This window comes from Roseomonas sp. TF40, assembly GCF_057219975.1.
The window spans coordinates 514,299-536,447 of record NZ_JBXVVR010000003.1 but is presented as its reverse complement, the minus strand read 5'-3'; the positions used below and the strand labels follow the sequence as shown (position 1 = coordinate 536,447).

The following is a 22,149-nucleotide window of genomic DNA, read 5'->3' as shown; positions in this document are numbered from 1 at the left end:
TGGCGCGTGAGCCAAGCCCGCGGAGCGGGCGCCCGGCGTCTGAGGGCACAATCAATCCCTCAACAGGTCGTTGATCGATGTCTTCGCGCGGGTCTGGGCATCCACACGCTTCACGATCACGGCGCAGTAGAGGCTCGGCCCCGGCGAGCCATCGGGCAGCGGCTTGCCCGGCAGGCTGCCTGGCACCACCACGGAATAGGCCGGCACGCGGCCGACGAAGACCTCGCCCGTCGCGCGATCGACGATCTTGGTCGTGGCCGAGAGGAACACGCCCATCGAGAGCACGCTGCCACGCTCGACGATCACGCCCTCCACCACCTCGGAGCGCGCACCGATGAAGCAGTCATCCTCGATCACCACAGGATTGGCCTGCAGCGGCTCGAGCACGCCGCCGATGCCCACACCGCCGGAAAGGTGCACGTTCTTGCCGATCTGCGCGCAGGAGCCGACCGTGGCCCAGGTATCGACCATGGTGTTGGCGCCGACATGCGCGCCGAGATTCACGAAGCTCGGCATCAGCACCACATTCGGCGCGATATAGGCGGAACGCCGCGCGATGGCGCCGGGCACGGCGCGGAAGCCGGCCTCCTTCCAGCGATTCGGGCCCCAGCCTTCCCACTTCAGCGGCACCTTGTCATAGGCGCCCGCGGCGGTGTCCATCGGCGCGCTGTCGGTCAGGCGGAAGCTCAGCAGCACGGCCTGCTTCAGCCACTGGTTCACATGCCAGCCATTCGCCGTCGGCTCGGCCACGCGCACCACGCCGGAATCGAGCAGGCCCAGCACCTCCTCCACCACCTGGCGGTCCGGGCCGTGGGTCCCGGCATTGAGCGTATCGCGGCGGGTCCACAGCGCTTCGATGCGGGCTTCGAGCCCGACAAGGCTCGGCGTCTTGTCCATGGCGGGGCGGGTATCCTGGTCTGGTTGCGGAGGCGGGCGGACCATGGGGAGAGAGCGCGCGCGATGTCAACGCGCGCTCGCTAACCGGACCTTCACCCAGGGGCAGGATGATGCGGCCATGCCTGCGATGCCGCCCCCCGACGCCCAGATGATCGCCTCGCTCCAGGAAAGCCGAAGCCGCTGGCGGGCGCTGGCGCTGCTGGAGGCGGAACTGGTCTTCGAACTGGATGCGGACGGGCGGATCAGTTTCCTCGCCCCCGAGGCGGTGCTGGGACGACCGGCCGAGGACTGGCTCGGTGAGCCGGCTGAACTGCTGCTGGGCGCGATGCCGCGCTTCACCGCGCAGCGCGGCCTGCGCTGCTGGACGACACGCGGCGATGGCAGCCCCTGCTGCCTCGACATCACCGCCATGCCCCTGCCCGAGGGCGGGCTGCGCGGCACGGCGCGGGATGTGACCCAGGCGGAGCGCGAGGCCGAGACCGCCGCCCGCGCGCTCCGCCGCGCCACCACGCTCGGGCGGCTGCTGCGCCTGGGCACACGCCAGCGCGGGGCCGAGGCCGGCGCCGCGGCGGCGCTCGAGGCCATGCTGGTCGCCCTGCCTGCTGCCCTGCCGGCGCAGGGCGTGGCGCTGCTCGCTCCCTCCGAGACCGGCTGGCGCTGGCTGGCGGGCAATCCCGCCCCCAAGCCCGACACGCATCACCGGCATGCCCTGGCCGAGAGCAGCGCCGGCCCCGCGCTCTTCGCCTGGCGCCTGCCGAGCCAGCCGCGCTTCGACCAGGATGAGCGCGACCTGCTGGCCGCACTGGCCATGCCGGTCGCCGCCCTGCAGGTAGAAGCGGCGCGGCAGGCCGCACTCGACCTCGCGGCGCGCTCGGATGCGCTGACCGGGCTGCTCAACCGCTACGCCTTCGACCAGGGCCTGGCGGATCGCCTGGCGGTGGGCGCGGCGGGATGCCTGGTGTTCCTCGACCTCGATGGGCTCAAGCCGCTGAATGACCGCTTCGGCCATGAGGCGGGCGACGCCGCGCTGCGCGCCATGGCCGAGCGCTTGCGCCAGGCGGCCGAGCCGGGCGACCTCGTCGCGCGGCTTGGCGGGGATGAGTTCTGCCTCTGGCTGGAAGGCGCGGATGCGGCGTCGGCCAGCGCACGCACCCTCCGCCTGGGTGCGCCTGGCCCGATCGCATCCCTTCCCGAGGCCGGGCCTGACGCGCTGCGCGCCAGCCTCGGCCTGGTCGAGCGCCGCACCGGGGAGGCCGCGGCCGAGCTGATCGCACGCGCCGATGCGGCGATGTATGCGATGAAGCGCCGCGGTGGGGCGGGGCGGGAGGCCCACGCCGCATGACATTGGCGCTACAGGATGCCGTCCACACCGCCCGGCATGGCGACGCCGCCGCGCGCACCGCCGTTGCCGCAGCCGAGGCGACGCCGCCGGAATTGCTGACCTACCTCGCCGCCGATCCGGACCCCCAGGTGCGCCAGGCGGTCGCCGCCAACCGCGCCACGCCGCCCCAGGCCGGGCTGCTGCTGGCCAGCGACGATGATGCGCGGGTGCGTGCGGAACTCGCCCGGCGCGTCGCCGCCCTCGCCCCGCGGCTCGACCGCCAGGCGCAGGACCGGCTGACGCGCATCTCGGCCGGCACCATGGCGATGCTCGTGGCCGATGCGGCGGTCGAGGTGCGCGCCGCCATCGCCGAGGTGGTGGCGGAACTGCCCGACGCGCCGCGCGACCTGGTGATGCGCCTTGCCGGCGATGCGGCCCTGCCGGTGGCGGACCCGGTGATCCGCCTCTCGCCCCTGCTGACCGAGGCCGACCTGCTGGCGCTGATCGCCGCCCCCCCGGCCCCCTTCACCCGCCGCGCCGTGGCCCGCCGCCCGGCGATCTCGGAGGCGGTGGCGGATGCCGTGGCCGGCAGCGCCGATACGCCCGCCATCGCGGCACTGCTCGCCAACCCCTCGGCCGCGATTCGGGAGGCGACGCTGGATCGCCTCGCGGGCGAAGCGGCAGCGCATGATTCCTGGCAGCGCGCGCTGATCTCCCGCCCCAGCCTGCCGCCCTGCACGGCGCGCACCCTGGGTGGCCTGGTCGCCGCCCATCTGCTGCAGGCGCTGCGCCGCCGCGCCGACCTGCCGCCGGATGTGGACACCGCGCTGCTGGCGCGGGTGAATGAGCGGCTGGACAGCGCCGCCGGCATCGCCGCGCGCGAGAAACCTCTCTTCCTCGCCGCCCGGGCCGGGGAGCGGGAGATGCTGCGCCTCGCCCTGGCGCAGGATGCCGGCACGACGGAGGTGCGGATCGACGCCGCCGTGGCCCTGCGCAGCGCGCGCGCCCTGGCGGCGCTGTGCCACCGCGCCGGCTGGTCACCCGCGCTGGCGGCGGCGACGCAGGCCGTCCTGGGCCGCCTGCCGCCGGGCGAGGTGATCCGCCCCAATGCCGAGGGCGGCTGGGCCCTGAGCGCCGCCGACCTCGCCTGGCAGGAGGAGTTGCTGGAGGGGCTGCCGGCTTGATTTTGCCCCCAGGCGCCGGGCGCCATTAGGCGCCTCGGCCGCCCTTGGCGGCCGAACGCCGACAGCCCTTCAGTCTTGCCTGACTTAGTCCACGGTCGCGCCGGCGGCGCGCACCACCGTGGCCCAGCGGGCGATGTCGCGCTCATGCACCGCGCGGAACTCCGCGGGCGTGCGCACCGTCGGCGGGTCGATGCCCTGGTTGTTGATCAGCCAGGAGCGGAATTCCGGCTCCTCAATCGCCTTCACGATCTCGGCGTTCAGGCGCTGCTGGATCGCCGCTGGCAGGCCGGGCGGGCCGAAGACGCCGTACCAGGTCGTGCTCTCGAAATCCGGCAGGCCGCAGGCCTCGGCGATGGTCGGCACGTCCGGCAGGGCGGGCACGCGGTTGCGCGTGGTCACGCCATGCGCGCGCACCGTGCCGGCCTGGATCATGGCGATGGCCGGGCCGGTCTGGTTGAAGAACAGGTCGATCTGCCCGCCGAGCAGCGCCGTCACCACGCCGCCCTGGCCGGTGAAGGGCACATGCACCATGTCGAGGCTCGCCGCGGTGGCGAAGCGCACGCCCGCGAGATGGGTGGAGGCGCCATTGCCGGTGCTGCCATAGTTCAGCGCGCCCGGCCGCGCCCGCGCATCGGCCATCACCGCCTGGCAATTGGTGTATTGCGGGCGATGCTGGGTGGAGGTGATCAGGATGTTCGGCACATCGCCCAGATGCGCGATATGCGTCACGTCGCGCAGCGGGTCGAAGGGCAGGCGGCGATAGAGCGCGGCGTTGATGGCATGCGTGCCCGCCGTGCCGAACAGGATCAGGTAGCCATCCGGCCGCGCCTTGGCGACGAAGTCCGAGGCGATGTTGCCGCCCGCGCCGATGCGGTTGTTGACCACCACCGGCACGCCGAGCGCGCGCGAGAGCGGGATGGCGAGGCGCCGCGCATAGATGTCCACGCCCGAGCCGTTCGGGAAGCCGCCCAGGAATTCGATGGGGCGCGAGGGCCAGGGGGCCTCCTGCGCCACGGCCGGCGCGGCGCCGAACAGGGCCAGCAGGGGCAGGAGCAGGCGGGAGAAGGGGCGCATGGGGGTCCTCCGAACGGCGGGCGACAGGAAAGCCCCCGCCGCCCGGCACCGCAAGCCCCGAGGCGTCCTCAGGCGATGATCACGAAATCCGCGGCACTCAGGGCCGGATTGCCGTTGAATTTCGCGATGAGAATGGCGCTCTCGCCCGGTGTCGGGTGGGTGCGACCATCGGGGTCGAAGTACAATTCCCCCCCGAACCTGTTCGTGTAGATGAAGCGATGGGCCGGGTGGGCCGCGAAGGAAGAGCCGTCGGGGTGCGCGTAGAACAGCGCGGCCGGCATGGCGCCGGGCGCGAGGCCCAGGCCGAAGCCGCTGGCATCGATCGCGATCAGATCCTGGCCGCGCACGAAATCGGTCACGGTGTCGCGGAGGCCGTTGTCCGGGGCATCGAAGCGGAAGATGTCGGCACCGGCATTGCCCGTCAGCATGTCCGGCCCGGTGCCGCCGGCCAGCGTGTCGGCGCCGGTCCCGCCCAGCAGCCGATCCGCGCCGGCGCCGCCCAGCAGCAGGTCATTGCCCGCGCCGCCGGCCAGGAAATCGGCCGCATCGCCGCCGTCCAGCGTATCGGCGCCACCCTGGCCGAGCAGGCGGTCGGCCCGGTCGCTGCCATACAGACGTTCCGCCCGGCCCGAGCCCGTGGCATCGATCCCCGGGACGGTGGAGCCCGCGGTGCTGCCGACACGGAACACCTCCTCGATGCCGCGCGGCACGGTGCCGGGCAGGTCGAGCCAGGCGGCATCGCCGGGTTCGGCACGCAGCATGTAGGCCCAATGCGTGAAGCCGACGGCACCGGTGCCGCTGTACATCTGCATCAGGAAGGCAGGCTCGCCCCCCACCGTGGTCAGGGTGCCCGCGCCCTGGGTCACGGTGCTGGCGGTGAGGCCGCCCGGGCCGGTCATCACCGCGCTGTCGGGCGTGAAGCCGAAGAGCACGCGCCCCTCCGGCGTGATCGAGCCGGCGATGGTCGAATAGCTCCAGGTACCGCCGATATTCGTGGCACAATCGGCGAAGACGTAGCCGAGGCCGGTCTCGCGGATGTGCCAGACCGTCTGGTCCTGCACCATCGTCACCACCGGCCCCGTAGGGCCGTTCACCACCAGCGCCGCGGGCAGGTTCGGTGCCGGGCAATACCAGAAGCTCCCCACGAGGAAGGAGAGGTCACGGGCGGCGGGCACATCGTTGTCAGGCACGGCCATGCTGTCTCTCCTTGAAGAGGTCGCGGGGATAGTGGTTCAGGCGAGGTCGACCACGACCTCCCCCAGGCCGGCGAAGCCGCCCGTCACGCGCTGGTGGCTTTCGACCCAGAGCAGGCCGGTGCAGCTGCCGGTGGTCACCACATGCCCGGCCTCGATCTGCAGGCCGACGCTGGGCAGGAAATTCGCCAGCCAGACCAGCGGCCCGAAAGGCCCGCCGGAGGGGTTGCCGCCCGCCTGCTCCACCTGCACCTGCCCGGCATAGGTCTGCCGCACCACCAGCTTCGGCAGATCGAGGCTACGCCAGTTCGCCACATCGGCGCCGCACACGAGCCCGGCATTGGCGACGTTGTCGGCGATGGCCTCGGGCAGCGTGACCTTGGCGGGGTCGATGTAGCGGCTGACGACCATCTCGATGGCGGGAAAGACGCCGCCCACCGCGTCCAGCACCTCGGCCTCGCTATAGGGGGTGGCGCGGGCCGGCAGGGGGCGGGCGAAGCGGAAGGCGATCTCGGTCTCGATGCCGATCTTCTCGCCGGGCGTGACCGACCAGCGCGTGCCGGAGGGGGCGATGGTCTGCGCGTCGATCATGGCGCCGGAGGTCGGCTTGCCGGGCGGGGCGGCGCATTTCCAGCCGCCGATCCTGGCCCCCACGCGGCGCGCCACCTCCTTCTGCACGGCCCAGGCGGTGGCGGCATCGGCCGGCGCGGCGGCGCCCAGCCCGGCGAGGCGCGGCCCGCCATGGCGCACGGCGACCAGCATCTCGGCGGCTTGGTGGATCAGGGCTTCGGACATCGGGCGTTTCCTGTCGTTGGGGTGCGGAGGATGCGGCCATGCCCGCTGCTGTTGAAGCCCCCTCGCCTGCGCCTATGCTCGCGCGCCCCGGAGGAGAATGCCCATGCCGCGCCGCTTCATCGACCTCTCGCGCCCGCTCGAGAATGGCGTGGCGGCGGATCCGCCCGGCTATGGGCCGCAGATCGACTACCAGACGCATCGCGAGACGGCGAAGGATGTGGTCGGCTTCTTCCCCGGCATCTCCGAGGACCAGCTGCCCGACTCCGAGGGCTGGGCGATCGAGTGGGTGCGGCTCTCCACCCATAATGGCACGCATGTCGATGCGCCCTGGCACTATGCGAGCACGATGGATGCCGCCACGCCCGGCGGCCGCAAGCCGGCGCTGACCATCGAGCAGGTGCCACTCGACTGGTGCTTCGGCCCCGGCGTGAAGCTCGATTTCCGGCACCTGCCGCATGGCCATGTGGTGACACCGGAGCAGATCGAGGCCGAGTTGGCGCGCATCGGCCACAGGCTGCAGCCGGGCGACATCGTGCTGGCCAATACCAGCGCCGGCGCGCGCTATGGCCAGCCGGATTATGTGGCGAGCGGCTGCGGCTTCGGCCGCGCGGCGACGCTGTGGCTGACGGAGCGCGGCGTGCGCGTGGTGGGCACCGATGGCTGGTCCTGGGACGCGCCCTTCATCCACACCAAGGCCCGCGTGGCGGCCACCGGCGATGCCTCCCTCATCTGGGAAGGCCACAAGGCCGGGCGCGAGCGCGGCTATTGCCAGATCGAGAAGCTCGGCGGGCTCGAGGCCCTGCCGGACCACGGCTTCCTCGTCTCCTGCTTCCCGGTGAGCATCAAGGGCGGGTCGGGCGGCTGGACGCGCGCGGTGGCGATCCTGGAGGGCTGAAAGCCTCCGCTTGCCACCGCCACGCGGCCCGCCTATGCCAGACAGGTCCGAGAAACAGGCCGCGCGCAACAGGATTGCGGCCAGGATCGGGGAGGAGAGTAGAAGCGGTGAAGCCCGCCCCCTTTGCCTATGCCCGGGCGAAAAGCCTGGAGGATGTCTTCGCCGCGCTTGAGGCGCATGGCGACCAGGCGCGGCTGCTCGCGGGCGGGCAGAGCCTGATCCCGACGCTGAACCTGCGCCTCTCGGCACCTTCCCTGCTGCTCGACATCAACGGTCTGGACGCGCTGCGTGGCATCACGCTGCAGGGCAACGCCTTGCGGATCGGCGCGCTGACGCGCCATGCCGAACTGGGCGCCGATCCGCTGGTGGCGCGCCATGCGCCGCTGCTGGCCCAGGCCGTGCCGCACATCGCCCACGCCGCCATCCGCAACCGCGGCACCATCGGTGGCTCCGTCGCGCTGGCCGACCCGGCGGCCGAGCTGCCCGCCTGCATGTTGGCGCTGGATGCCATGATCGTCGCAGGGGGCCGCAGCGGGGAGCGGCGCATCGCGGCGACCGATTTCTTCAAGGGCCTCTATGAGACGGATCTGCGCGCGGGCGAGCTGATCCTGGCGCTGGAGATCCCGCTGCCTGCCGCCGGGCAGCGGAGCGCGCTGGTGGAACTCGCGCGCCGGCATGGCGACTACGCCATCGTCGGCCTCGCCGCCGTGCTGCGCCCCGATGCCGCGCGGCTCGCCTGGTTCGGCGTGGGTGGGGTGCCCCAGCGCAGCCTTCGCGCCGAGGCCGCCTTCGCGCGTGGCGACATCAAGGCGGCGCAGGATGCGCTGGCTGAGGATCTCGACCCGCCCGGCGACCTGCACGGCCCGCCCGAATTCCGCCGGCACCTGGCGCGCGTGCTGCTCGGCCGCGCCTTCGCACAACTCAAGGGCTGAGGGGCGCATGCAGCACGCCATCGACATCAGCGTGACGGTGAATGGCGAGCGCGTGGATGCGCGCGTCGAACCGCGCATGCATCTCATCGATTTCCTGCGCGAGCGGCTCGACCTCACCGGCAGCCATGCCGGCTGCGAGCATGGCGTCTGCGGGGCCTGTTCCATCCTGGTCGATGGCCAGATGGTGCGCGGCTGCCTGATGCTCGCCGTGCAGGCCGATGGGGCTTCGGTGCAGACCATCGAGGGGCTGACCGAGAGCGGGGCCATCGCCGCGCTGCAGGAGGCTTTCGTCGCGCACAACGCGCTGCAATGCGGCTATTGCACGCCGGGCATGCTGGTCGCGGCGTCGGAACTGCTGCGCGCCAATCCCGATCCCTCGCGCGAGGAGGTGCGGGAAGGGATCAGCGGCAATTACTGCCGCTGCACCGGCTACCACGCCATCGTCGAGGCGGTGCTCAGCGCCGCTGCCACGCTGCGAAAGGGCTGAGCGATGGATGACGCGACCCTCTCCGCCGTCGATCGGCCGAACAGCTATATCGGGCGCTCCGTGCCGCGCCCCAATGCGAAGCGCCTCGTCGCCGGGCGCGGCAGCTATGTGGATGATCTGCGCCTGCCGCGCATGGTGCATGTGGCCTTCCTGCGCAGCCCGCACGCGCATGCGCGCATCGTCGCCATCGACGTGGCGGCGGCGCAGCGATCGCCAGGCGTGATCCGCATCGTCGATGGGCAGGAGATGGCGAAGGTCTGCACGCCCTGGGTCGGCGTGCTGCATCACCTCAAGGGCCTGAAATCCGCGCCGCAACACGCGCTCGCCGTCGATCGCGCCTGCTGGCAGGGCGAGCCCGTGGTGGCGGTGGTGGCGCGCACGCGCGCCGAGGCCGAGGATGCGGTCGCGCTGATCGACGTGACCTGGGAGGAACTGCCCGCCGCGGTGGAGATGGAGACCGCGCTCGACGCCGGCACTCCCGTGATCCACCCCGATCTCGGCGACAACCTCGCCTTCCGGCGCGACCATGTGGGCGGCGAGCCGGATGCCTGTTTCGCGGACCCCGACGCCGTGGTGGTGCAGGCCACCTTCCACACCGGGCGGCATACCGGCGTTTGCCTCGAAGGCCGCGCGATCCTGGCCGATTGGAACCCGGCCGAGGGGCGGATGGTGGTGCATCATTCGAACCAGGCGCCGCACATGATGCAGACGGTCTTCGCCAAGCATCTGGGGCTGCGCGAGGGCGATGTGCGCGTCATCTGCAAGGATGTCGGCGGCAGCTACGGCATCAAGGTGCATGTCTATCCGGATGAGGTCGCGACCGTCGCGCTCAGCAGGATGCTCGGCCGGCCCGTGAAGTTCACCGCCGACCGGATGGAGGGCATGGTCAGCGACATCCATGCGCGCGACCACCGAATCCATGCGAAGGCGGCCGTGGCGAAGGATGGCACGCTGCTCGCCATCGAGATCGATGACCTGACCGGCATCGGCCCCTATTCGGTCTATCCGCGCACCTCGGCGGTCGAGGGCAACCAGGTGGTGAACCTCACCGGCGGGCCCTATGTCCTGCGCGGCTACAAGGCGCGCACCTCGGTGGTGTTCCAGAACAAGACGCCGACCTGCCAATACCGCGCGGTGGGCCACCCCATCGCCACCGCGGTGACCGAGGGGCTGGTCGATCTCTGCGCCGAGGCCATCGGCATGGATCCGGCCGAGATCCGCCGGCGCAACCTGATCGCCGACGATGCCTATCCCTGCAAGAACCTCGCGAATCTCGCCTTCGAGGGGCTGAGCCACCAGAAGAGCCTCGCGCGGCTGCTCGACCTCATGGACTACGACCGGCTGCGCGCCGAGCAGGCGGATGCGCGCAAGCGCGGCGTGCATCGCGGCATCGGCCTCGCCTGCTTCATCGAACTGACGAATCCCTCGCCCTTCATGTACGGCATCGGGGGCGCGCGCATCTCGGCCATGGATGGCGCGACGGTGCGGCTTGATCCCGATGGCTCAGTCCAGGTCTCCTCCGGCGTGACCGAGCAGGGCCAGGGGACGGAGGCGATGCTCGCGCAGATCACGGCGAGTGCGGTGGGCGTCGATGTGTCGCGCGTGCGCGTCACCACCGGCGATACCGAGACCACGCCCTATGGCGGCGGCACCTGGGCCAGCCGCGGCGCGGGCATCGGCGGTGAGGCCGCGCTGCAGGCCGGCACGGCGCTGCGCGAGCAGATCCTGCTCATCGCGGGCGCGATGTTGCAGGCGCCGCCCGAGAGCCTCGATGTGCGCGCGGGCGTGGTGGTGGATCGCGCCACCGGAGCGGAACGGCTGCCGCTCGAGGAACTCGGCCGCATCGTCTATTTCCGCGGCGACACCCTACCCAAGGATCTGCTGCGCGAACTGGTCGCCACGCGCCACTGGACGCCGAAGGACTACCCCTTCTGCTTCACCAATGGCGCGCAGGCGAGCTACCTGGAAGTCGATCCCGAGACCGGCTTCGTCACGCTGCTCGGCCATTGGTGCGTCGAGGATTGCGGCACGGTGATCAACCCGATGCTGGTCGATGAGCAGATCCGCGGCGGCGTGGTGCAGGGCCTGGGCGGCGCGCTCTACGAGCATTGCGTCTATTCGCCGGAAGGCCAGCTGCTGACCGGCAGCCTCGCGGACTACCTGCTGCCGATGGCGGGCGAGATGCCGGACATCACGGTGGCGCATGTCGCGACCCCCACGCGTGAATCGGCGCTGGGTGCGAAGGGCGCGGGCGAGGCCGGCACCGCCGGCGCGCCGGCTGCCGTGCAGAACGCCATCAATGACGCGCTGCGCCCCTTCGGCGCGCGCGTCTTCGCGCAACCCTTCACCCCCGCGCGCATCCTCGGCGCGCTGGGCAAATTCTGACACGAACCCAGGGAGATCCAGGAAAGATGAGCATCCTCACCCGCCGCGCGCTGCTCGGCACCGCCGCCGCCGCCCCGCTCGCCGCCCCCAATGTCGTCGGCGCCCAGACCCAGATCAACATCACCATCGCCGCCTCCCACCCCACCACCATCGCCTGGATCTGGGCGATGCAGCAGGCGCTGATGCCCAAGGTGAATGCCGAGCTCGAGAACACGCGCTTCCGCATCCGCTGGCGCGAGGCTTTCGGCGGCACGCTCTACCGCTTCACCGAGACCCGCAGCGCGGTGCGCGATGGCATCACCGATGTCGGCTTCGTCGGCACGCTCTGGGAAGGCAGCGCGATGCCGCTGCAGAACGTGACCTATTTCGCGCCCTTCGCCACCGACAATCTGCGCCTGCAGATCGACGTGATGGAGAAGATGCACGCCGAAATGCCGGAGATGCAGCGCGCCTGGACCGAGAACAACATGGTCAATCTCGGCAGCTGCGGCACCGAGACCTATGACCTGTGGACCACCTTCCCGATCCGCACGCTGGATGACCTGCGCAACCGCAAGATCAGCGCGCCGGGTGTCTCCGCCACCTGGCTGGGTGGGACCGGCGCGGTGCCGGTGAACGGCGCGCTCACCACCTACTACACCGACATCCAGACCGGCGTCAGCGAAGGCGCACTCTCCTTCGCCTCGGGCATCTTCCCGGTGCGCGTGCATGAGGTCGCGCGCTTCATCACGAAGGTGAACGTCGGCTGCATGTATGTGGGTGGCATCGGCATGAACCGCACCACCTTCAACCGGCTCGACCCCGTGGTGCAGAACGCCTTCCGCGCCGGCGGCAAGGCCTATACCGAGGCGCTGACCAACCGCGTGATCGAGACCAGCACCGCGAACATGGCCGAGATGGGCCAGCGGGGCGCGCAGATCTCCGAACTGCCGGCCGCCGAGCGCGCGCGCTGGATCGCGGGCGTGCCGGACATCGCCGGCGACTGGGTGCGCACCAATGAGGGCCGCGGCCAGCCCGCGCGCAAGGTGCTTGGCGCCTACATGGACGGGCTGCGCGCCGGCGGCGCACAGCCGGGCCGCCCCTGGACGGCCTGAGGCGTGTCGGAACTCGACAGCGTCAACGAGGCCGCGCAGGAAGCTGCTGCGCGGCCGCCGAAGGACCCGCTCGGCCTGGTGCTCTGGCTGCTGAACAGCCTGGGCACGGTGATGATCGCGCTGATGATGGCGCTGATCGTCACCGACGTGGCCGGGCGATCCTTCTTCAACGCGCCGCTGAACGGCGTGGCTGAGATCTGCGCGATGATGATCGTGGCCATCGTCTTCCTGCAGTTGCCGGCCACCATCCATGCGCAGCGCATGACGCGCGCCGACATGTTCCTCGCACGGCTGCAGGCCCGGGCGCCGCGGGCGGCGGAGGTGCTGGAGGCGGTCTTCGCCGGCATCGCCGTGTTCATCTTCTACGTCATCTTCACCGCCACGCTCCCGCAATTCGAGGATGCCTGGCAGCAGAACGAGTTCTTCGGCGTGCAGGGTGTCTGGACGCTGCCCACCTGGCCGATCCGCATGGCGATCCTGGTCGGCTGCGCCGGCGCCATGGCGGCCGGCGTGGTGCAGGTGGTGATGTCGCTGAAGCGTGCCGTGACGGGAGTGCCCGCGTGATCGAGATCGAGATCGGCCTTGCGCTCATCGGCATCATGGCCGCCCTTGTGCTGTCGGGCATGCCGATCGGCATCGCGCTGGTGTTCCTCAGCTTCATCGGCATCGGCCTGATCCGCGACAATTTCGAGCTCGCCGGGCGGCTGCTGGCGCTGGCTTCCTACGCCGCGATATCGGACTACCTCTTCGCCACCATCCCGCTCTTCGTGCTGATGGGCCTGCTGGTCTCGGTCAGCGATGTCGGCAAGGACACGTTCGAGGTCGCGCAATACCTGCTGCGCCGCGTGCGCGGCGGGCTGGGCATGGCAACCGTGGCGGCCAATGCGGTGTTCGGCGCGGTCACGGGCATTTCCATCGCCTCGGCCGCGGTCTTCACCAAGGTCGCCGTGCCGCAGATGATGCGCTTCGGCTACACGCCGAAATTCGCGGTGGGCTGCGTGGCGGGCAGTTCCATCCTGGGCATGCTCATCCCGCCCTCCCTGCTGATGATCATCTATGGCGTGCTGGCCGAGGTCTCGATCGGCAAGCTCTTCCTGGCGGGCATCGTGCCGGGGCTGATCATGGCCGCGGGCTTCATCGGCATGATCTACTGGATGGCGACCTACCGCCCGGAATGGGTGCAGCCCCGTGCCGCCTTCGCGGAACTGCCGGTGCAGGAGGAGACGACGGCGAGCCTGCTCGCCAAATCCGTGCCCATCGCGACGCTCATCGCCCTGGTGCTGGGCGGGCTCTACACCGGCTTCTTCACCCCAACAGAGGCCGGCGCCATCGGCGCCTTCGGCGCGCTGGTCATCGCGGTGGTGCGGCGCCGGCTGAACCTGCCGCGCTTCTGGCGCATCCTGATGGAGACCGGATTCGTCTCGGTCGGCATCCTGTTCCTGCTGATCGCGGCGAGCATGTATTCGCGCATGCTGACCATGGCCGGCATCCCGGCCTCCATCGCCGACCTGATCGAGGCGATGGGGCTTGGCGTCTATGGCTTCCTCTTCGTCTACATCCTGTTCGTGCTGCTGCTGGGGATGATCATCGACAGCTCCTCGATCCTGCTGATCGTCACCCCCATCGCCGCACCCATCGCCAAGGAATTCGGGCTCGACCTGATCCACTTCGGCATCATCACCGTGATCGCCGTGGAGGTGGGGCTGTTGACACCGCCCTTTGGCATCAGCGCCTTCGCGGTGAAGGCGACCTTGAACGACAAGCGCATCGGGCTCGAGACCATCTTCGCGGGGGCGATGCCCTTCGTTTTCGTGATGCTCGCGGTGCTGGCGCTGCTGGTGGCCTTCCCGGGACTTTCGACGATGGTCTCCGGCCCGGGCTGATCAGGCGTCGATCGCGCGCTCCACCGCGAGCGCCACGCGCAGCGCGCGCAGCCCGGCCTCGGCCGGGACCTCGGGCGGGGCTTCGCCGCGGCAGGCGCGGGCGAAGCCGGCCTGCTCGGCCTCCAGGCTGTCATGGTCGGTCCAGCCGGCGCGGTCGATGCCGTAGCCCGGCATGGTCGCCACCGGCTCCGCGCCCCCGCGGCGCAGCACGGCCAGCGACCGGCCGAGGAAATCCACGCTCATCTCGCCCTCGGTGCCGAGCACCCGCAGCCGCCGCTCCATGGCGAGCGAGATGCGCGACGCGGTGATCGTCGCCGTGCGCCCGCCGGGAAAGCTGAGCTGGGCGACGGCGAAATCCGCATGGTCGGACATCACCCGCGCCCCCGTCGCGCGCACTTCTACAGGGTCGTCCCCGGCCAGCGTCAGCACCAGGTCGATGTCGTGGATCATCAGGTCGAGCACGACCGAGACATCCAGCGAGCGCGGCCGGAAGGGGGCGGCGCGCACGGCCTCCCAATGCAGGGCGCGGCCATTGGCGGGGGCGGCGACCACGGCGCGGAAGGCGGCCGAGAAGCGCTCGATATGGCCCACCTGCAAAACCTTGCCCCTGGCGGCGGCCAGGGCGGCCAGCGCCTCGCCCTCCTCCAGGCTGGCGGCGATGGGCTTTTCCATGAAGAGGTGCCGCCCGGCCTCCAGCACCTGGCGGCCCAGCGCGGCGTGGAAGCGGGTGGGGGCGGCGACGATCACCGCCTCGGCCGCGGCGATGGCCTCCGCCACCGGCAGGGCCGGCACGCCGAGTTCGGCCGCGACGGCGCCCGCCCGCGCGGGGTCCGCATCATGCAGGGCCACGAGGCGCAGCGGGCCCGCCTTGGCCGCCTTCAGCGCATGAAACCGCCCGAAATGGCCCACCCCGAGCACGGCAACCGGCACCGACATGCGTTCAAGCCCCCTGATCCATCGCCTTCCTTCATACAGTCAGAGGCCTGGGCTTGCATCGGGGGGGGCTGCCGCGCATGTTCCGGCCTCAAAGGCCGCCGCGACGCCGCAGGTGGCCCCTACACGGTTCAGGGTCGGCTCTCTCCATGATGTATTTCGCCCGCTGGAAGGCGCTCGCGGTGATCGGCGTGTGCCTGTTGGGCGTGCTGCTCTCGGTCCCCAACCTGCTCCCGCGCGAGGTGCTGCCAAGCTGGGCGCGGCAGATCAGCCTCGGCCTCGACCTGCGCGGCGGCAGCTACCTGCTGCTCGAGGTCGATACCTCGCAGATGGTGCGCGAGCGGCTGGAAGCGCTGGTGGACACGACACGGCGCGGCACGGCGGCGGCCAATCCGCGCATCCTCTACACCGGGCTCAACGCCAATGCCGGCGAGCGGCGCGTCTCGCTGCGCGTCTCCGACCCCGCCCGGGCGGCGGATGTGGCGCGGTTGCTGCGCGAGGCCGCCATCGCGGTGCCCACCGGCGGCGGCGCGACGCAGCCCGATATCGAGGTCACCACCGCCCCGGACGGCACCGTCACCGCCACCATCACCGAGGTCGGGCTGCGCGCGAAGGCGACCGGCGCGGTGGAACAGTCGCTCGAGATCGTGCGCCGGCGCATCGATGAGACCGGCGTGGCCGAGGCGCTGATCGCCCGCCAGGGCCAGAACCGCATCCTGGTGCAGTTGCCGGGTGTGGAGGATCCGGGCCGGATCAAGGACCTGCTCGGCCGCACCGCGCGCATGACCTTCCACCTGCTGGATGAGAGCGCGAATGTGCTGGCCCCGACCCCGCCGCCGGGCACCATGTTCCTGCCGGGCGATCGCGGGGCGGAGCGCTATGCGGTGCGCCGGCGTGTCGAGGTGGACGGCGCCAACCTGAACGATGCCCGTGCGGGCCAGGACAACCGCACCGGCGAGTGGGTGGTGAATTTCGCCTTCGATTCCATCGGCACGCGGCGCTTCGCCGAGGTGACGCGCCAGAATACCGGCCGGCCCTTCGCCATCGTGCTCGACGACAAGGTGATCACCGCGCCCGTGATCCGCGAGCCGATCACCGGCGGGCGCGGCCAGATCAGCGGCAGCTTCGACGTGCGGAGTGCCACCGACCTCGCCGTGCTGCTGCGCGCCGGCGCCCTGCCCGCACCGCTGACCGTGGTGGAGGAACGCACCGTGGGGCCGGAGCTCGGGGCGGATGCGATCCGCGCGGGGCTGATCTCGCTGGCGGTGGGGACCAGCTTCGTCTTCCTCTACATGGGCCTCGCCTATGGCTTCTTCGGCTGGCTGGCGAATATCGCGCTGGTCGCCAACGTGGTCATCATGATCGGCATCCTCAGCGTGCTGGGGGCGACCCTGACGCTGCCCGGCATCGCCGGCATCGTGCTCACGCTGGGCACGGCGCTCGACGCCAATGTGCTGATCAATGAACGCATACGCGAGGAAACCAAGCTCGGGCGAAGTCCGATCAGCGCGCTGGAGGCCGGGTTCAGCAAGGCGTCGGGCACCATCCTGGACAGCAACCTGACCAACCTGATCGCCATGGCCTGTCTCTATGCCTTCGGCAGCGGGCCGGTGAAGGGCTTCGCCGTCACCGTCGCCATCGGCACGGTGGTGCAGATGTTCACCGCCACCGTGGTGGTGCGCCTGATGGTGGCGAGCTGGTATCGCCGCCGCCGCCCGCAATCGCTGCCGGTCTGAGAGGGAGACGCACCGATGTTCCGCCTGCTCTCCCGCCCGCTGTTCCGCCTCGTGCCGGACAACACCACCATCCCCTTCATGAAGGGGGCGGTGATCGGGCTGATCGTCTCCGCCTTCCTGTCCACCGCCTCGGTGATCCTGGCCTTCTATCCGGGGCTCGAGCGCGGCATCGACTTCAAGGGCGGCATCGTCATGGAGGTCCGCACGCCGGGCCCCGCCAATCTCGGCCAGCTCCGCACCGCGGTGGGCGGGCTGGGGCTGGGCGATGTCGGCGCGCAGGAATTCGGCGCGGCCGACCAGGTGTTGATCCGCCTGCCCGTCCAGGCCGATGAGGCCGGCACGCAGCGCGCCGTGAACGCGGTGCGCGCCGCGCTCGAGACCGCCGCACCGGGCACGCGCGTGCTGCGCGTGGAGGCGGTGGGCAACCGCGTCTCGGCCGAGCTGTTCCAGGGCGGCATGATCGCGCTCGGCATCAGCCTGCTGGCGATGCTGATCTACATCTGGCTGCGCTTCGAGTGGCAGTTCGGCATCGCCGCCATCATCACGCTGATCCTGGACGCGACCAAGGTGGTGGGCTTCCTGGCGCTGACGCAGATCGAGTTCAATCTCCAGACGGTCGCGGCGATCCTGACCATCATCGGCTTCTCGGCCAACGACAAGGTGGTGGTGTTCGACCGGATGCGAGAAAATCTGCGCAAATTCAAGCAGATGCCGCTGCGCCAACTGGTCGACCTGTCGATCAATGAGACGCTGAACCGCTCGCTCGGCACCTCGGCCACGCTGTTCCTCTCGGCGGTGCCGCTGGCGCTGTTCGGCGGCGATGCGCTGGGCGGATTCGCCTGGACCATGCTGTTCGGGATCCTGGTGAGCGCCGGCTCCTCGGTGTTCATCGCCGCGCCCATCGTGCTGTTCACCGGCGCCAAGTCGCTGCGCCCGAACGAGGCCGCCCCGACATCGGCGGTGGCGGCACCGTGACCATGCGGCTCGGCCGGCGCGGGAGCCTCGCTCTCGCTCTTGGGCTGGCGGCGCCGGCCTTGCGGCCGACATCGGCCGTGGCGAGCCGGCGCAATGCGCTGGAATTGCTGGTCGGCGCCCCCCCCGCCTCGCCGGCCGATCTCTGGGCGCGCAGCGTCGCCCCCTTCCTCGAGCGGCACTGGACGCGGGTCGCGGTGGCTGTGCGCAACCATCCCGGGCGCGGCGGCCTCGATGCCATGGCCGTGCTCGCGGCCAGCCCGCCGGACCGCAAGCTGATGGGCGTGGTCACCGCGCCGCTGCTGCTGACCCGCGCCATCGAAGCCGGCGAAGCCAGCCCGCTGTCGCGCATCACCCCGCTTGCCGCGGTGCTGGAGGAAAGCATGGTGTTGGTCGGCCCGCTCGACGGACCGACCGATCTGGCCGCGCTGCGCGGCATCGCCGCCGGCCGGCCGCTTGGCACCCCCGCCCCCGGCAGCGCGGGCCATGTGGCGGCGCTGCGGCTGGACAGCCGGCTCGACCTTGCCGTGCTGGCCTTCCCCTCCGCCGCCGCCGCGCGGCAGGCCGCCCTGTCGGGCCATGTGCCGGCAGCGATGCTCGCGCTGCCCGACGCGATCCAGGCGCTGCGGGAGGAGAAGGTCATCGCGCTCGCCATCGCGTCCGCACGGCGCAGCCCGCTGCTGCCGCAGGTCGCCACCTTCCGGGAGCAGGGGATCGACCTCGTCGCCTCGGCCCAGCGCGGCTTCGCCCTGCCGCCTGGCGTTCCTGAAGAGCTGCGTGACCGGTTGCTGACGGGGCTGGAGGCCCTGACCCAGGATCCTGATTTCATCGCCGCCGCCGCGGCCCAAGGGCAGAATGCGCGCTTCCTCGGCCCGGCCAGCTGGATGCGCCTGCTGGGCCGCGTCGATGAGGAAATGCGCCGGCGCTGGCAGGAGGATCCCTGGCTGCCACGCCGCGTCTGACCTCGCTTCCCGGGTCCTGACGTCGGGCCAAACTCACCCGATCGTTAAGACAATTATCATCTTTGAGACAAAACGGCGTTCCCTCCGCCGAGACTGCATGATATATCCCTTGTGGCCACGTCGTTGTCGGCATGGCCCAGGAATCGTCCGACCGGCGGCCATGAGGGAGCCCCAGATCATGGTCCGGCGCCCCAGGCGCACCGACACCAGCCCCGCAACCCTGCTGCTCGTGGCCCGTGACCCCCAGGTCATCGCCACCACGCGCGCGGCCGCGCGGCGCATGGATGGCCGGCCCGTGGTGCAGGTGGCCTCGGGTGCCGAAGCGCTCTCCCAGCTTGTCGGTCCCGGTCTTGGTCCACGCCACCTGGTCCTGGAAGGCGGCGCCCCGGATTGCATCGGGGCGGCACTGCTGGATGCGGCGCTGGATCGCTTCAGCGGCACGGCGGTTGTCGTCGTGGCACAGCCGGGCATCACGCCGCCCCAGGGCCTGCGCGCCGTGCCAGCCGAGCCCAAGCGCCTGGCCGATGCCCTGGCGGCCCATGCCGCCGCGCACGATGCGAGCCGGAGCGAGAACGGACCCGCCGCCCTGGCCGCGGGGCTGCAGCGCGGCGAGATCACGGTCCGCTTCCAGCCCATCGTGCGAATCATCGACCGCATGCCCGTGATGCTGGAAGCCCTGGCGCGTTGGGAGCGGCCCGACGCGGCGCTCGGCGCGGGCGCCTTCGTGCCGATGGCGGAGCGGGCCGGCCTCGCCGCGCAGCTCACCGCCGCGGTGGCGCATCGCGCGCTGAGCGAACTCGCTTCCATGCCGCGCGCCCAGGGGCTGCGCCTGTCCTTCAACGTGCCGCTGGCGGTGCTGCTGGAACCCGGCCTGCCAAGCTGGCTCAGCGCTGCGGTCGCCGCGGCGGGGCTGCGGCCAACCAATCTGCTGCTGGAACTGACCGAAAGCACCGCGGTGCGCGACATCGACACGCTGCGCCGTGCGCTGCGCCGCATGGCGCGGGCCGGCTTCGGCGTATTGCTCGACGATCTGGCGCTGGATGACGGGCGGCGCCACCTGCTCGGCCTGCCCTTCACGGGCGTGAAGCTGGATCGCGGGCTGGTCATCGCCATGCCCCGCGATTTCCGGGCCCGGGCCGAGGTTCGACGGATCGTCGAGATGGCCCATTCCAAGGGCATGCTGGTGATCGCCGAGGGTGTGACCGACCCGCATGTCTGGCGCGCGGCCTCCGCCGCGGGTTGCGATTTCGCGCAGGGCTTCGGCGTGGGCAGGCCGCTGCCGATATCGGCCCTGCCGGCCTGGATCACCGCCTGGCGGGCGGCCGCACTCGGGACGGTCTGAGGCCGCGCGCGGCCTATCCGCGATAGGTCTCCCGGTAGAGCGCGACGATCTGATCCGCGTCGGGCACGCGCGGGTTGTTGCCCGGGCTACCGGAGGCCAGCGCCTGCGCCGCCATGGTGGGCAGCACGGCCTCCCATTTCGCGGCCTCGATGCCATAGGCGGCGGGGCTGGGCACCTGCAGGTCGCGGTTCAGCGCGCGCAGCTCCTCCAGCAGCTTCACCGCCGCGGATTGGTCGCCCTCCGCCGCGCTGGCGAGGCCCATGACGCGCGCGGCCTCGGCATAGCGGGCGCGCCCGGCCTCCAGCCCGAAGGCGGTGACGGCGGGCAGCAGCATGGCGTTGGACAGGCCATGAGGGACATGGAAATGCGCCCCCACCGGGCGGCTCATGCCATGCACCAGCGCGACCGAGGCGTTGCTGAAGGCGAGCCCGGCCAGCGTCGCGCCGCGCATCATCGCCTCACGCGCAGCGACATCGCGGGGGTCGGCCCAGACGCGGCGCAGGTTCGGCGCGATCAGGCGCATGGCGGCGCGCGCGTACTCGTCCGAGACCGGGTTGGCGCGCTTGCTGACGAAGGCCTCCAGCGCATGGGTCAGGCTGTCGATGCCGGTATCCGCGGTGATGCGCGCGGGCAGGCCGTAGGTGAGTTCGGGATCGACAATGGCGGCCAGGGGCAGGGCGCCGAGGCCGGCGATCAGCATCTTCTCGTCATGCGTGGTATCGGTGACGATGGTGAAGCGCGTGGCCTCGCTGCCTGTCCCCGCCGTGGTGGGCACGCAGATGACCGGCAGCGCCGCGGTATTGGCCGCCATGGGCACCTTGAAGGCGCGGATATGCACGCCGGGCGGTGCTGCGGCCAGGATCGCCATGGCCTTCGCCGTGTCCATCGGGCTGCCGCCGCCGAAGCCCACCAGGCAGTCATGGTCGCCCGCACGCAGCACCGCCACACCGGCCTCGATGACCGTATCGGTAGGGTCGGGCACGGTGTCCGCGAAGATCGCGGCTTCGATCCCCGCCGCCCGAAGCGGGCCAAGCGCGCGCTCGAGCAGGCCGGAGGAGACCATGAAGGGGTCGGTGACGATCAGCGGATGCTTCAGGCCGAGCTGGGCGAGCATCTCGGGCAGCTTCGCCACGGCCCCTTCCCCCATCATCATCAGCCGGGGTGCGACCAGCGATACCACCATTGTCGAGCGTCCTTCCCTTGTCAGTCGGAAGTTTAGGCGCCCTGATGCGGCGCGGCCAGACGCCGAAGGATACCGGACCATGCCCGAAGACCCCCTCGCCGCCTGGTATGCCGCCATCCGGGCCGGCGATGCGGCGGCGCTGGCCGCTGTCGCCACGCCCGATCTGCGCATCGCCTATCGCGGCCGGCCGGGTCTGCTGCCCTGGAGCGGCGTCTGGTCGGGGCTGGACGCCGCGCGCACCTTCTTCGCCCAGGTCGCCGCGAACCTCGAGGTGCTGGAGGTCACGCCGCTGCGGCGCATCGATGCCGGCGATGTCGTCGTCATCGTCCTGTCCGGGCGCTGGCGCGCCCGGCGCACCGGAAGCGAGGTGGCGGCGGAGGTGGTGAACATCTTCACGCTGCGGGCGGGGCGCGTCGCGGCCTATGAGGTCTTCCACGACACCGCCGCGCTGTGGGAAGCGCTGCGCGGCGAGACGCTGCCCGATGCGTGAAGGTCCTTGCGCGCTCTACTGCAGGCGCAGCGGCCGGTAGCCCTGGAAGGTGAAGCCTTGCTCGCGCATGCAGGTGCGCCGCCAGGCCTCGCGCGCGCCGGTATTGACGTCCACATGGCCCCAGCGGGCGGGGCGCCAGCGGTCATAGATCCGGCAGCGCTCGCGCCCGCCTTCCACCCAGCAGCGGCGGTCGCGCTCGATCCGCGCCGGCTCGACGATCTGCCAGGCGAGTTGCACCGGCACGGCCAGCAGCGCCTGGTCGGCGCAGGCGGCGTTGGCGGCATCGCCATCGGCCTCCGTGCTGCCGGGGCGTTCCCAGCGTTCGGCGCAGGCGGCGGTCAGCAGCAGGAGGCAAAGGGCCAAAGCGCGCATGCCGCGAATATGGAACCGG

21 protein-coding genes are annotated in these 22,149 nt (G+C 71.2%); 14 read left to right on the top strand and 7 right to left on the bottom strand.

The genetic code is table 11. The features are described from left to right. Positions 1-51: 51 nt before the first annotated feature. Entirely contained in the window at positions 52-897 is an 846-nt protein-coding gene (dapD, locus tag AC2D9U_RS12480; protein WP_484749387.1) for a 2,3,4,5-tetrahydropyridine-2,6-dicarboxylate N-succinyltransferase, read from the bottom strand. A gap of 127 nt (positions 898-1,024) precedes the next feature. Between dapD and AC2D9U_RS12475 the strand changes: the two genes are divergently transcribed. Beyond that, a complete protein-coding gene (locus tag AC2D9U_RS12475) occupies positions 1,025-2,239 on the top strand; it encodes a GGDEF domain-containing protein (protein ID WP_484749384.1) in 1,215 nt (404 codons plus the stop codon). Then, positions 2,236-3,402 carry a DUF2336 domain-containing protein gene (locus AC2D9U_RS12470; protein WP_484749383.1) on the top strand — a complete coding sequence of 389 codons (1,167 nt, stop codon included), beginning with the start codon at positions 2,236-2,238 and terminating at the stop codon, positions 3,400-3,402. Before AC2D9U_RS12475 ends, AC2D9U_RS12470 begins: the two co-directional genes overlap by 4 nt. Positions 3,403-3,486: 84 nt before the next feature. On the opposite strand, the gene AC2D9U_RS12465 is transcribed toward AC2D9U_RS12470, so the two are convergent. The 3 genes from AC2D9U_RS12465 to AC2D9U_RS12455 all read right to left on the bottom strand — a co-directional run bounded on the left by AC2D9U_RS12465 (position 3,487) and on the right by AC2D9U_RS12455 (position 6,464). Then, positions 3,487-4,476: a Bug family tripartite tricarboxylate transporter substrate binding protein gene (locus AC2D9U_RS12465; protein WP_484749381.1), complete on the bottom strand. Its 990-nt coding sequence runs from the start codon at positions 4,474-4,476 to the stop codon at positions 3,487-3,489. Positions 4,477-4,544: 68 nt separating this feature from the next. Then, positions 4,545-5,672 carry a calcium-binding protein gene (locus tag AC2D9U_RS12460; RefSeq protein WP_484749379.1) on the bottom strand — a complete coding sequence of 376 codons (1,128 nt, stop codon included), beginning with the start codon at positions 5,670-5,672 and terminating at the stop codon, positions 4,545-4,547. Positions 5,673-5,708: 36 nt separating this feature from the next. Further along, positions 5,709-6,464 (bottom strand): 2-keto-4-pentenoate hydratase, encoded by a 756-nt coding sequence (locus tag AC2D9U_RS12455; RefSeq protein WP_484749377.1) that lies wholly within the window; start codon positions 6,462-6,464, stop codon positions 5,709-5,711. Positions 6,465-6,567: 103 nt separating this feature from the next. Here AC2D9U_RS12455 and AC2D9U_RS12450 point away from each other — a divergent pair, with 103 nt between their 5' ends. The 7 genes from AC2D9U_RS12450 (at position 6,568) to AC2D9U_RS12420 (ending at position 14,140) form a co-directional block, all read left to right on the top strand. Then, positions 6,568-7,359 (top strand): cyclase family protein, encoded by a 792-nt coding sequence (locus AC2D9U_RS12450; protein WP_484749375.1) that lies wholly within the window; start codon positions 6,568-6,570, stop codon positions 7,357-7,359. 107 nt (positions 7,360-7,466) lie between these two features. Next, positions 7,467-8,291: an FAD binding domain-containing protein gene (locus AC2D9U_RS12445; protein WP_484749373.1), complete on the top strand. Its 825-nt coding sequence runs from the start codon at positions 7,467-7,469 to the stop codon at positions 8,289-8,291. A 7-nt stretch (positions 8,292-8,298) separates the two neighbouring features. Further along, complete coding sequence (locus AC2D9U_RS12440; protein ID WP_484749371.1) at positions 8,299-8,778, top strand: (2Fe-2S)-binding protein; 480 nt, start codon at positions 8,299-8,301, stop codon at positions 8,776-8,778. A gap of 3 nt (positions 8,779-8,781) precedes the next feature. Then, entirely contained in the window at positions 8,782-11,163 is a 2,382-nt protein-coding gene (locus tag AC2D9U_RS12435) for a xanthine dehydrogenase family protein molybdopterin-binding subunit (protein ID WP_484749369.1), read from the top strand. Between the two features lie 26 nt (positions 11,164-11,189). Further along, a complete protein-coding gene (locus tag AC2D9U_RS12430; RefSeq protein ID WP_484749366.1) occupies positions 11,190-12,257 on the top strand; it encodes a C4-dicarboxylate TRAP transporter substrate-binding protein in 1,068 nt (355 codons plus the stop codon). 3 nt (positions 12,258-12,260) lie between these two features. Further along, positions 12,261-12,821, top strand: coding sequence for a TRAP transporter small permease subunit (locus AC2D9U_RS12425; RefSeq protein ID WP_484749364.1), 561 nt, complete (start codon positions 12,261-12,263; stop codon positions 12,819-12,821). Then, positions 12,818-14,140, top strand: coding sequence for a TRAP transporter large permease (locus AC2D9U_RS12420; RefSeq protein ID WP_484749363.1), 1,323 nt, complete (start codon positions 12,818-12,820; stop codon positions 14,138-14,140). Before AC2D9U_RS12425 ends, AC2D9U_RS12420 begins: the two co-directional genes overlap by 4 nt. Here AC2D9U_RS12420 and AC2D9U_RS12415 read toward each other — a convergent pair whose 3' ends face one another. Further along, on the bottom strand, positions 14,141-15,076 hold the full coding sequence (locus AC2D9U_RS12415; RefSeq protein ID WP_484749361.1) for a Gfo/Idh/MocA family protein: 936 nt from the start codon (positions 15,074-15,076) through the stop codon (positions 14,141-14,143). A 146-nt stretch (positions 15,077-15,222) separates the two neighbouring features. On the opposite strand from AC2D9U_RS12415, the gene secD reads away from it, so the two are divergent. The 4 genes from secD to AC2D9U_RS12395 all read left to right on the top strand — a co-directional run bounded on the left by secD (position 15,223) and on the right by AC2D9U_RS12395 (position 20,085). After that, complete coding sequence (gene secD, locus AC2D9U_RS12410; protein WP_484749360.1) at positions 15,223-16,809, top strand: protein translocase subunit SecD; 1,587 nt, start codon at positions 15,223-15,225, stop codon at positions 16,807-16,809. A gap of 24 nt (positions 16,810-16,833) precedes the next feature. Continuing rightward, entirely contained in the window at positions 16,834-17,784 is a 951-nt protein-coding gene (secF, locus tag AC2D9U_RS12405) for a protein translocase subunit SecF (RefSeq protein ID WP_484749692.1), read from the top strand. 77 nt (positions 17,785-17,861) lie between these two features. Beyond that, complete coding sequence (locus AC2D9U_RS12400) at positions 17,862-18,743, top strand: tripartite tricarboxylate transporter substrate-binding protein (protein WP_484749359.1); 882 nt, start codon at positions 17,862-17,864, stop codon at positions 18,741-18,743. A gap of 160 nt (positions 18,744-18,903) precedes the next feature. Further along, on the top strand, positions 18,904-20,085 hold the full coding sequence (locus tag AC2D9U_RS12395) for an EAL domain-containing protein (protein ID WP_484749358.1): 1,182 nt from the start codon (positions 18,904-18,906) through the stop codon (positions 20,083-20,085). A gap of 13 nt (positions 20,086-20,098) precedes the next feature. On the opposite strand, the gene AC2D9U_RS12390 is transcribed toward AC2D9U_RS12395, so the two are convergent. Further along, positions 20,099-21,268 (bottom strand): iron-containing alcohol dehydrogenase, encoded by a 1,170-nt coding sequence (locus AC2D9U_RS12390; protein WP_484749356.1) that lies wholly within the window; start codon positions 21,266-21,268, stop codon positions 20,099-20,101. Between the two features lie 79 nt (positions 21,269-21,347). Between AC2D9U_RS12390 and AC2D9U_RS12385 the strand changes: the two genes are divergently transcribed. Then, the gene (locus tag AC2D9U_RS12385; RefSeq protein ID WP_484749355.1) at positions 21,348-21,758 is read left to right on the top strand and encodes a nuclear transport factor 2 family protein; all 411 of its coding nucleotides are present in this window, start codon (positions 21,348-21,350) and stop codon (positions 21,756-21,758) included. Positions 21,759-21,773: 15 nt separating this feature from the next. Here the strand turns inward: AC2D9U_RS12385 and AC2D9U_RS12380 are convergent, their stop codons facing one another. Further along, complete coding sequence (locus AC2D9U_RS12380; protein WP_484749354.1) at positions 21,774-22,130, bottom strand: hypothetical protein; 357 nt, start codon at positions 22,128-22,130, stop codon at positions 21,774-21,776. Between the last annotated feature and the right edge of the window lie 19 nt (positions 22,131-22,149).

Bases quoted from the DNA above. Each gene is read 5' to 3' on its own strand.
- AC2D9U_RS12460 (WP_484749379.1), bottom strand. From the start codon at position 5,672: ATGGCCGTGCCTGACAACGATGTGCCCGCCGCCCGTGACCTCTCCTTC.
- AC2D9U_RS12380 (WP_484749354.1), bottom strand. From the start codon at position 22,130: ATGCGCGCTTTGGCCCTTTGCCTCCTGCTGCTGACCGCCGCCTGCGCC.
- AC2D9U_RS12475 (WP_484749384.1), top strand. From the start codon at position 1,025: ATGCCGCCCCCCGACGCCCAGATGATCGCCTCGCTCCAGGAAAGCCGA.
- AC2D9U_RS12440 (WP_484749371.1), top strand. From the start codon at position 8,299: ATGCAGCACGCCATCGACATCAGCGTGACGGTGAATGGCGAGCGCGTG.
- AC2D9U_RS12430 (WP_484749366.1), top strand. From the start codon at position 11,190: ATGAGCATCCTCACCCGCCGCGCGCTGCTCGGCACCGCCGCCGCCGCC.
- dapD (WP_484749387.1), bottom strand. From the start codon at position 897: ATGGACAAGACGCCGAGCCTTGTCGGGCTCGAAGCCCGCATCGAAGCG.
- AC2D9U_RS12385 (WP_484749355.1), top strand. From the start codon at position 21,348: ATGCCCGAAGACCCCCTCGCCGCCTGGTATGCCGCCATCCGGGCCGGC.
- AC2D9U_RS12395 (WP_484749358.1), top strand. From the start codon at position 18,904: ATGAGGGAGCCCCAGATCATGGTCCGGCGCCCCAGGCGCACCGACACC.
- AC2D9U_RS12450 (WP_484749375.1), top strand. From the start codon at position 6,568: ATGCCGCGCCGCTTCATCGACCTCTCGCGCCCGCTCGAGAATGGCGTG.
- AC2D9U_RS12465 (WP_484749381.1), bottom strand. From the start codon at position 4,476: ATGCGCCCCTTCTCCCGCCTGCTCCTGCCCCTGCTGGCCCTGTTCGGC.
- secD (WP_484749360.1), top strand. From the start codon at position 15,223: ATGATGTATTTCGCCCGCTGGAAGGCGCTCGCGGTGATCGGCGTGTGC.
- AC2D9U_RS12455 (WP_484749377.1), bottom strand. From the start codon at position 6,464: ATGTCCGAAGCCCTGATCCACCAAGCCGCCGAGATGCTGGTCGCCGTG.
- AC2D9U_RS12435 (WP_484749369.1), top strand. From the start codon at position 8,782: ATGGATGACGCGACCCTCTCCGCCGTCGATCGGCCGAACAGCTATATC.
- AC2D9U_RS12415 (WP_484749361.1), bottom strand. From the start codon at position 15,076: ATGTCGGTGCCGGTTGCCGTGCTCGGGGTGGGCCATTTCGGGCGGTTT.
- AC2D9U_RS12470 (WP_484749383.1), top strand. From the start codon at position 2,236: ATGACATTGGCGCTACAGGATGCCGTCCACACCGCCCGGCATGGCGAC.
- AC2D9U_RS12390 (WP_484749356.1), bottom strand. From the start codon at position 21,268: ATGGTGGTATCGCTGGTCGCACCCCGGCTGATGATGATGGGGGAAGGG.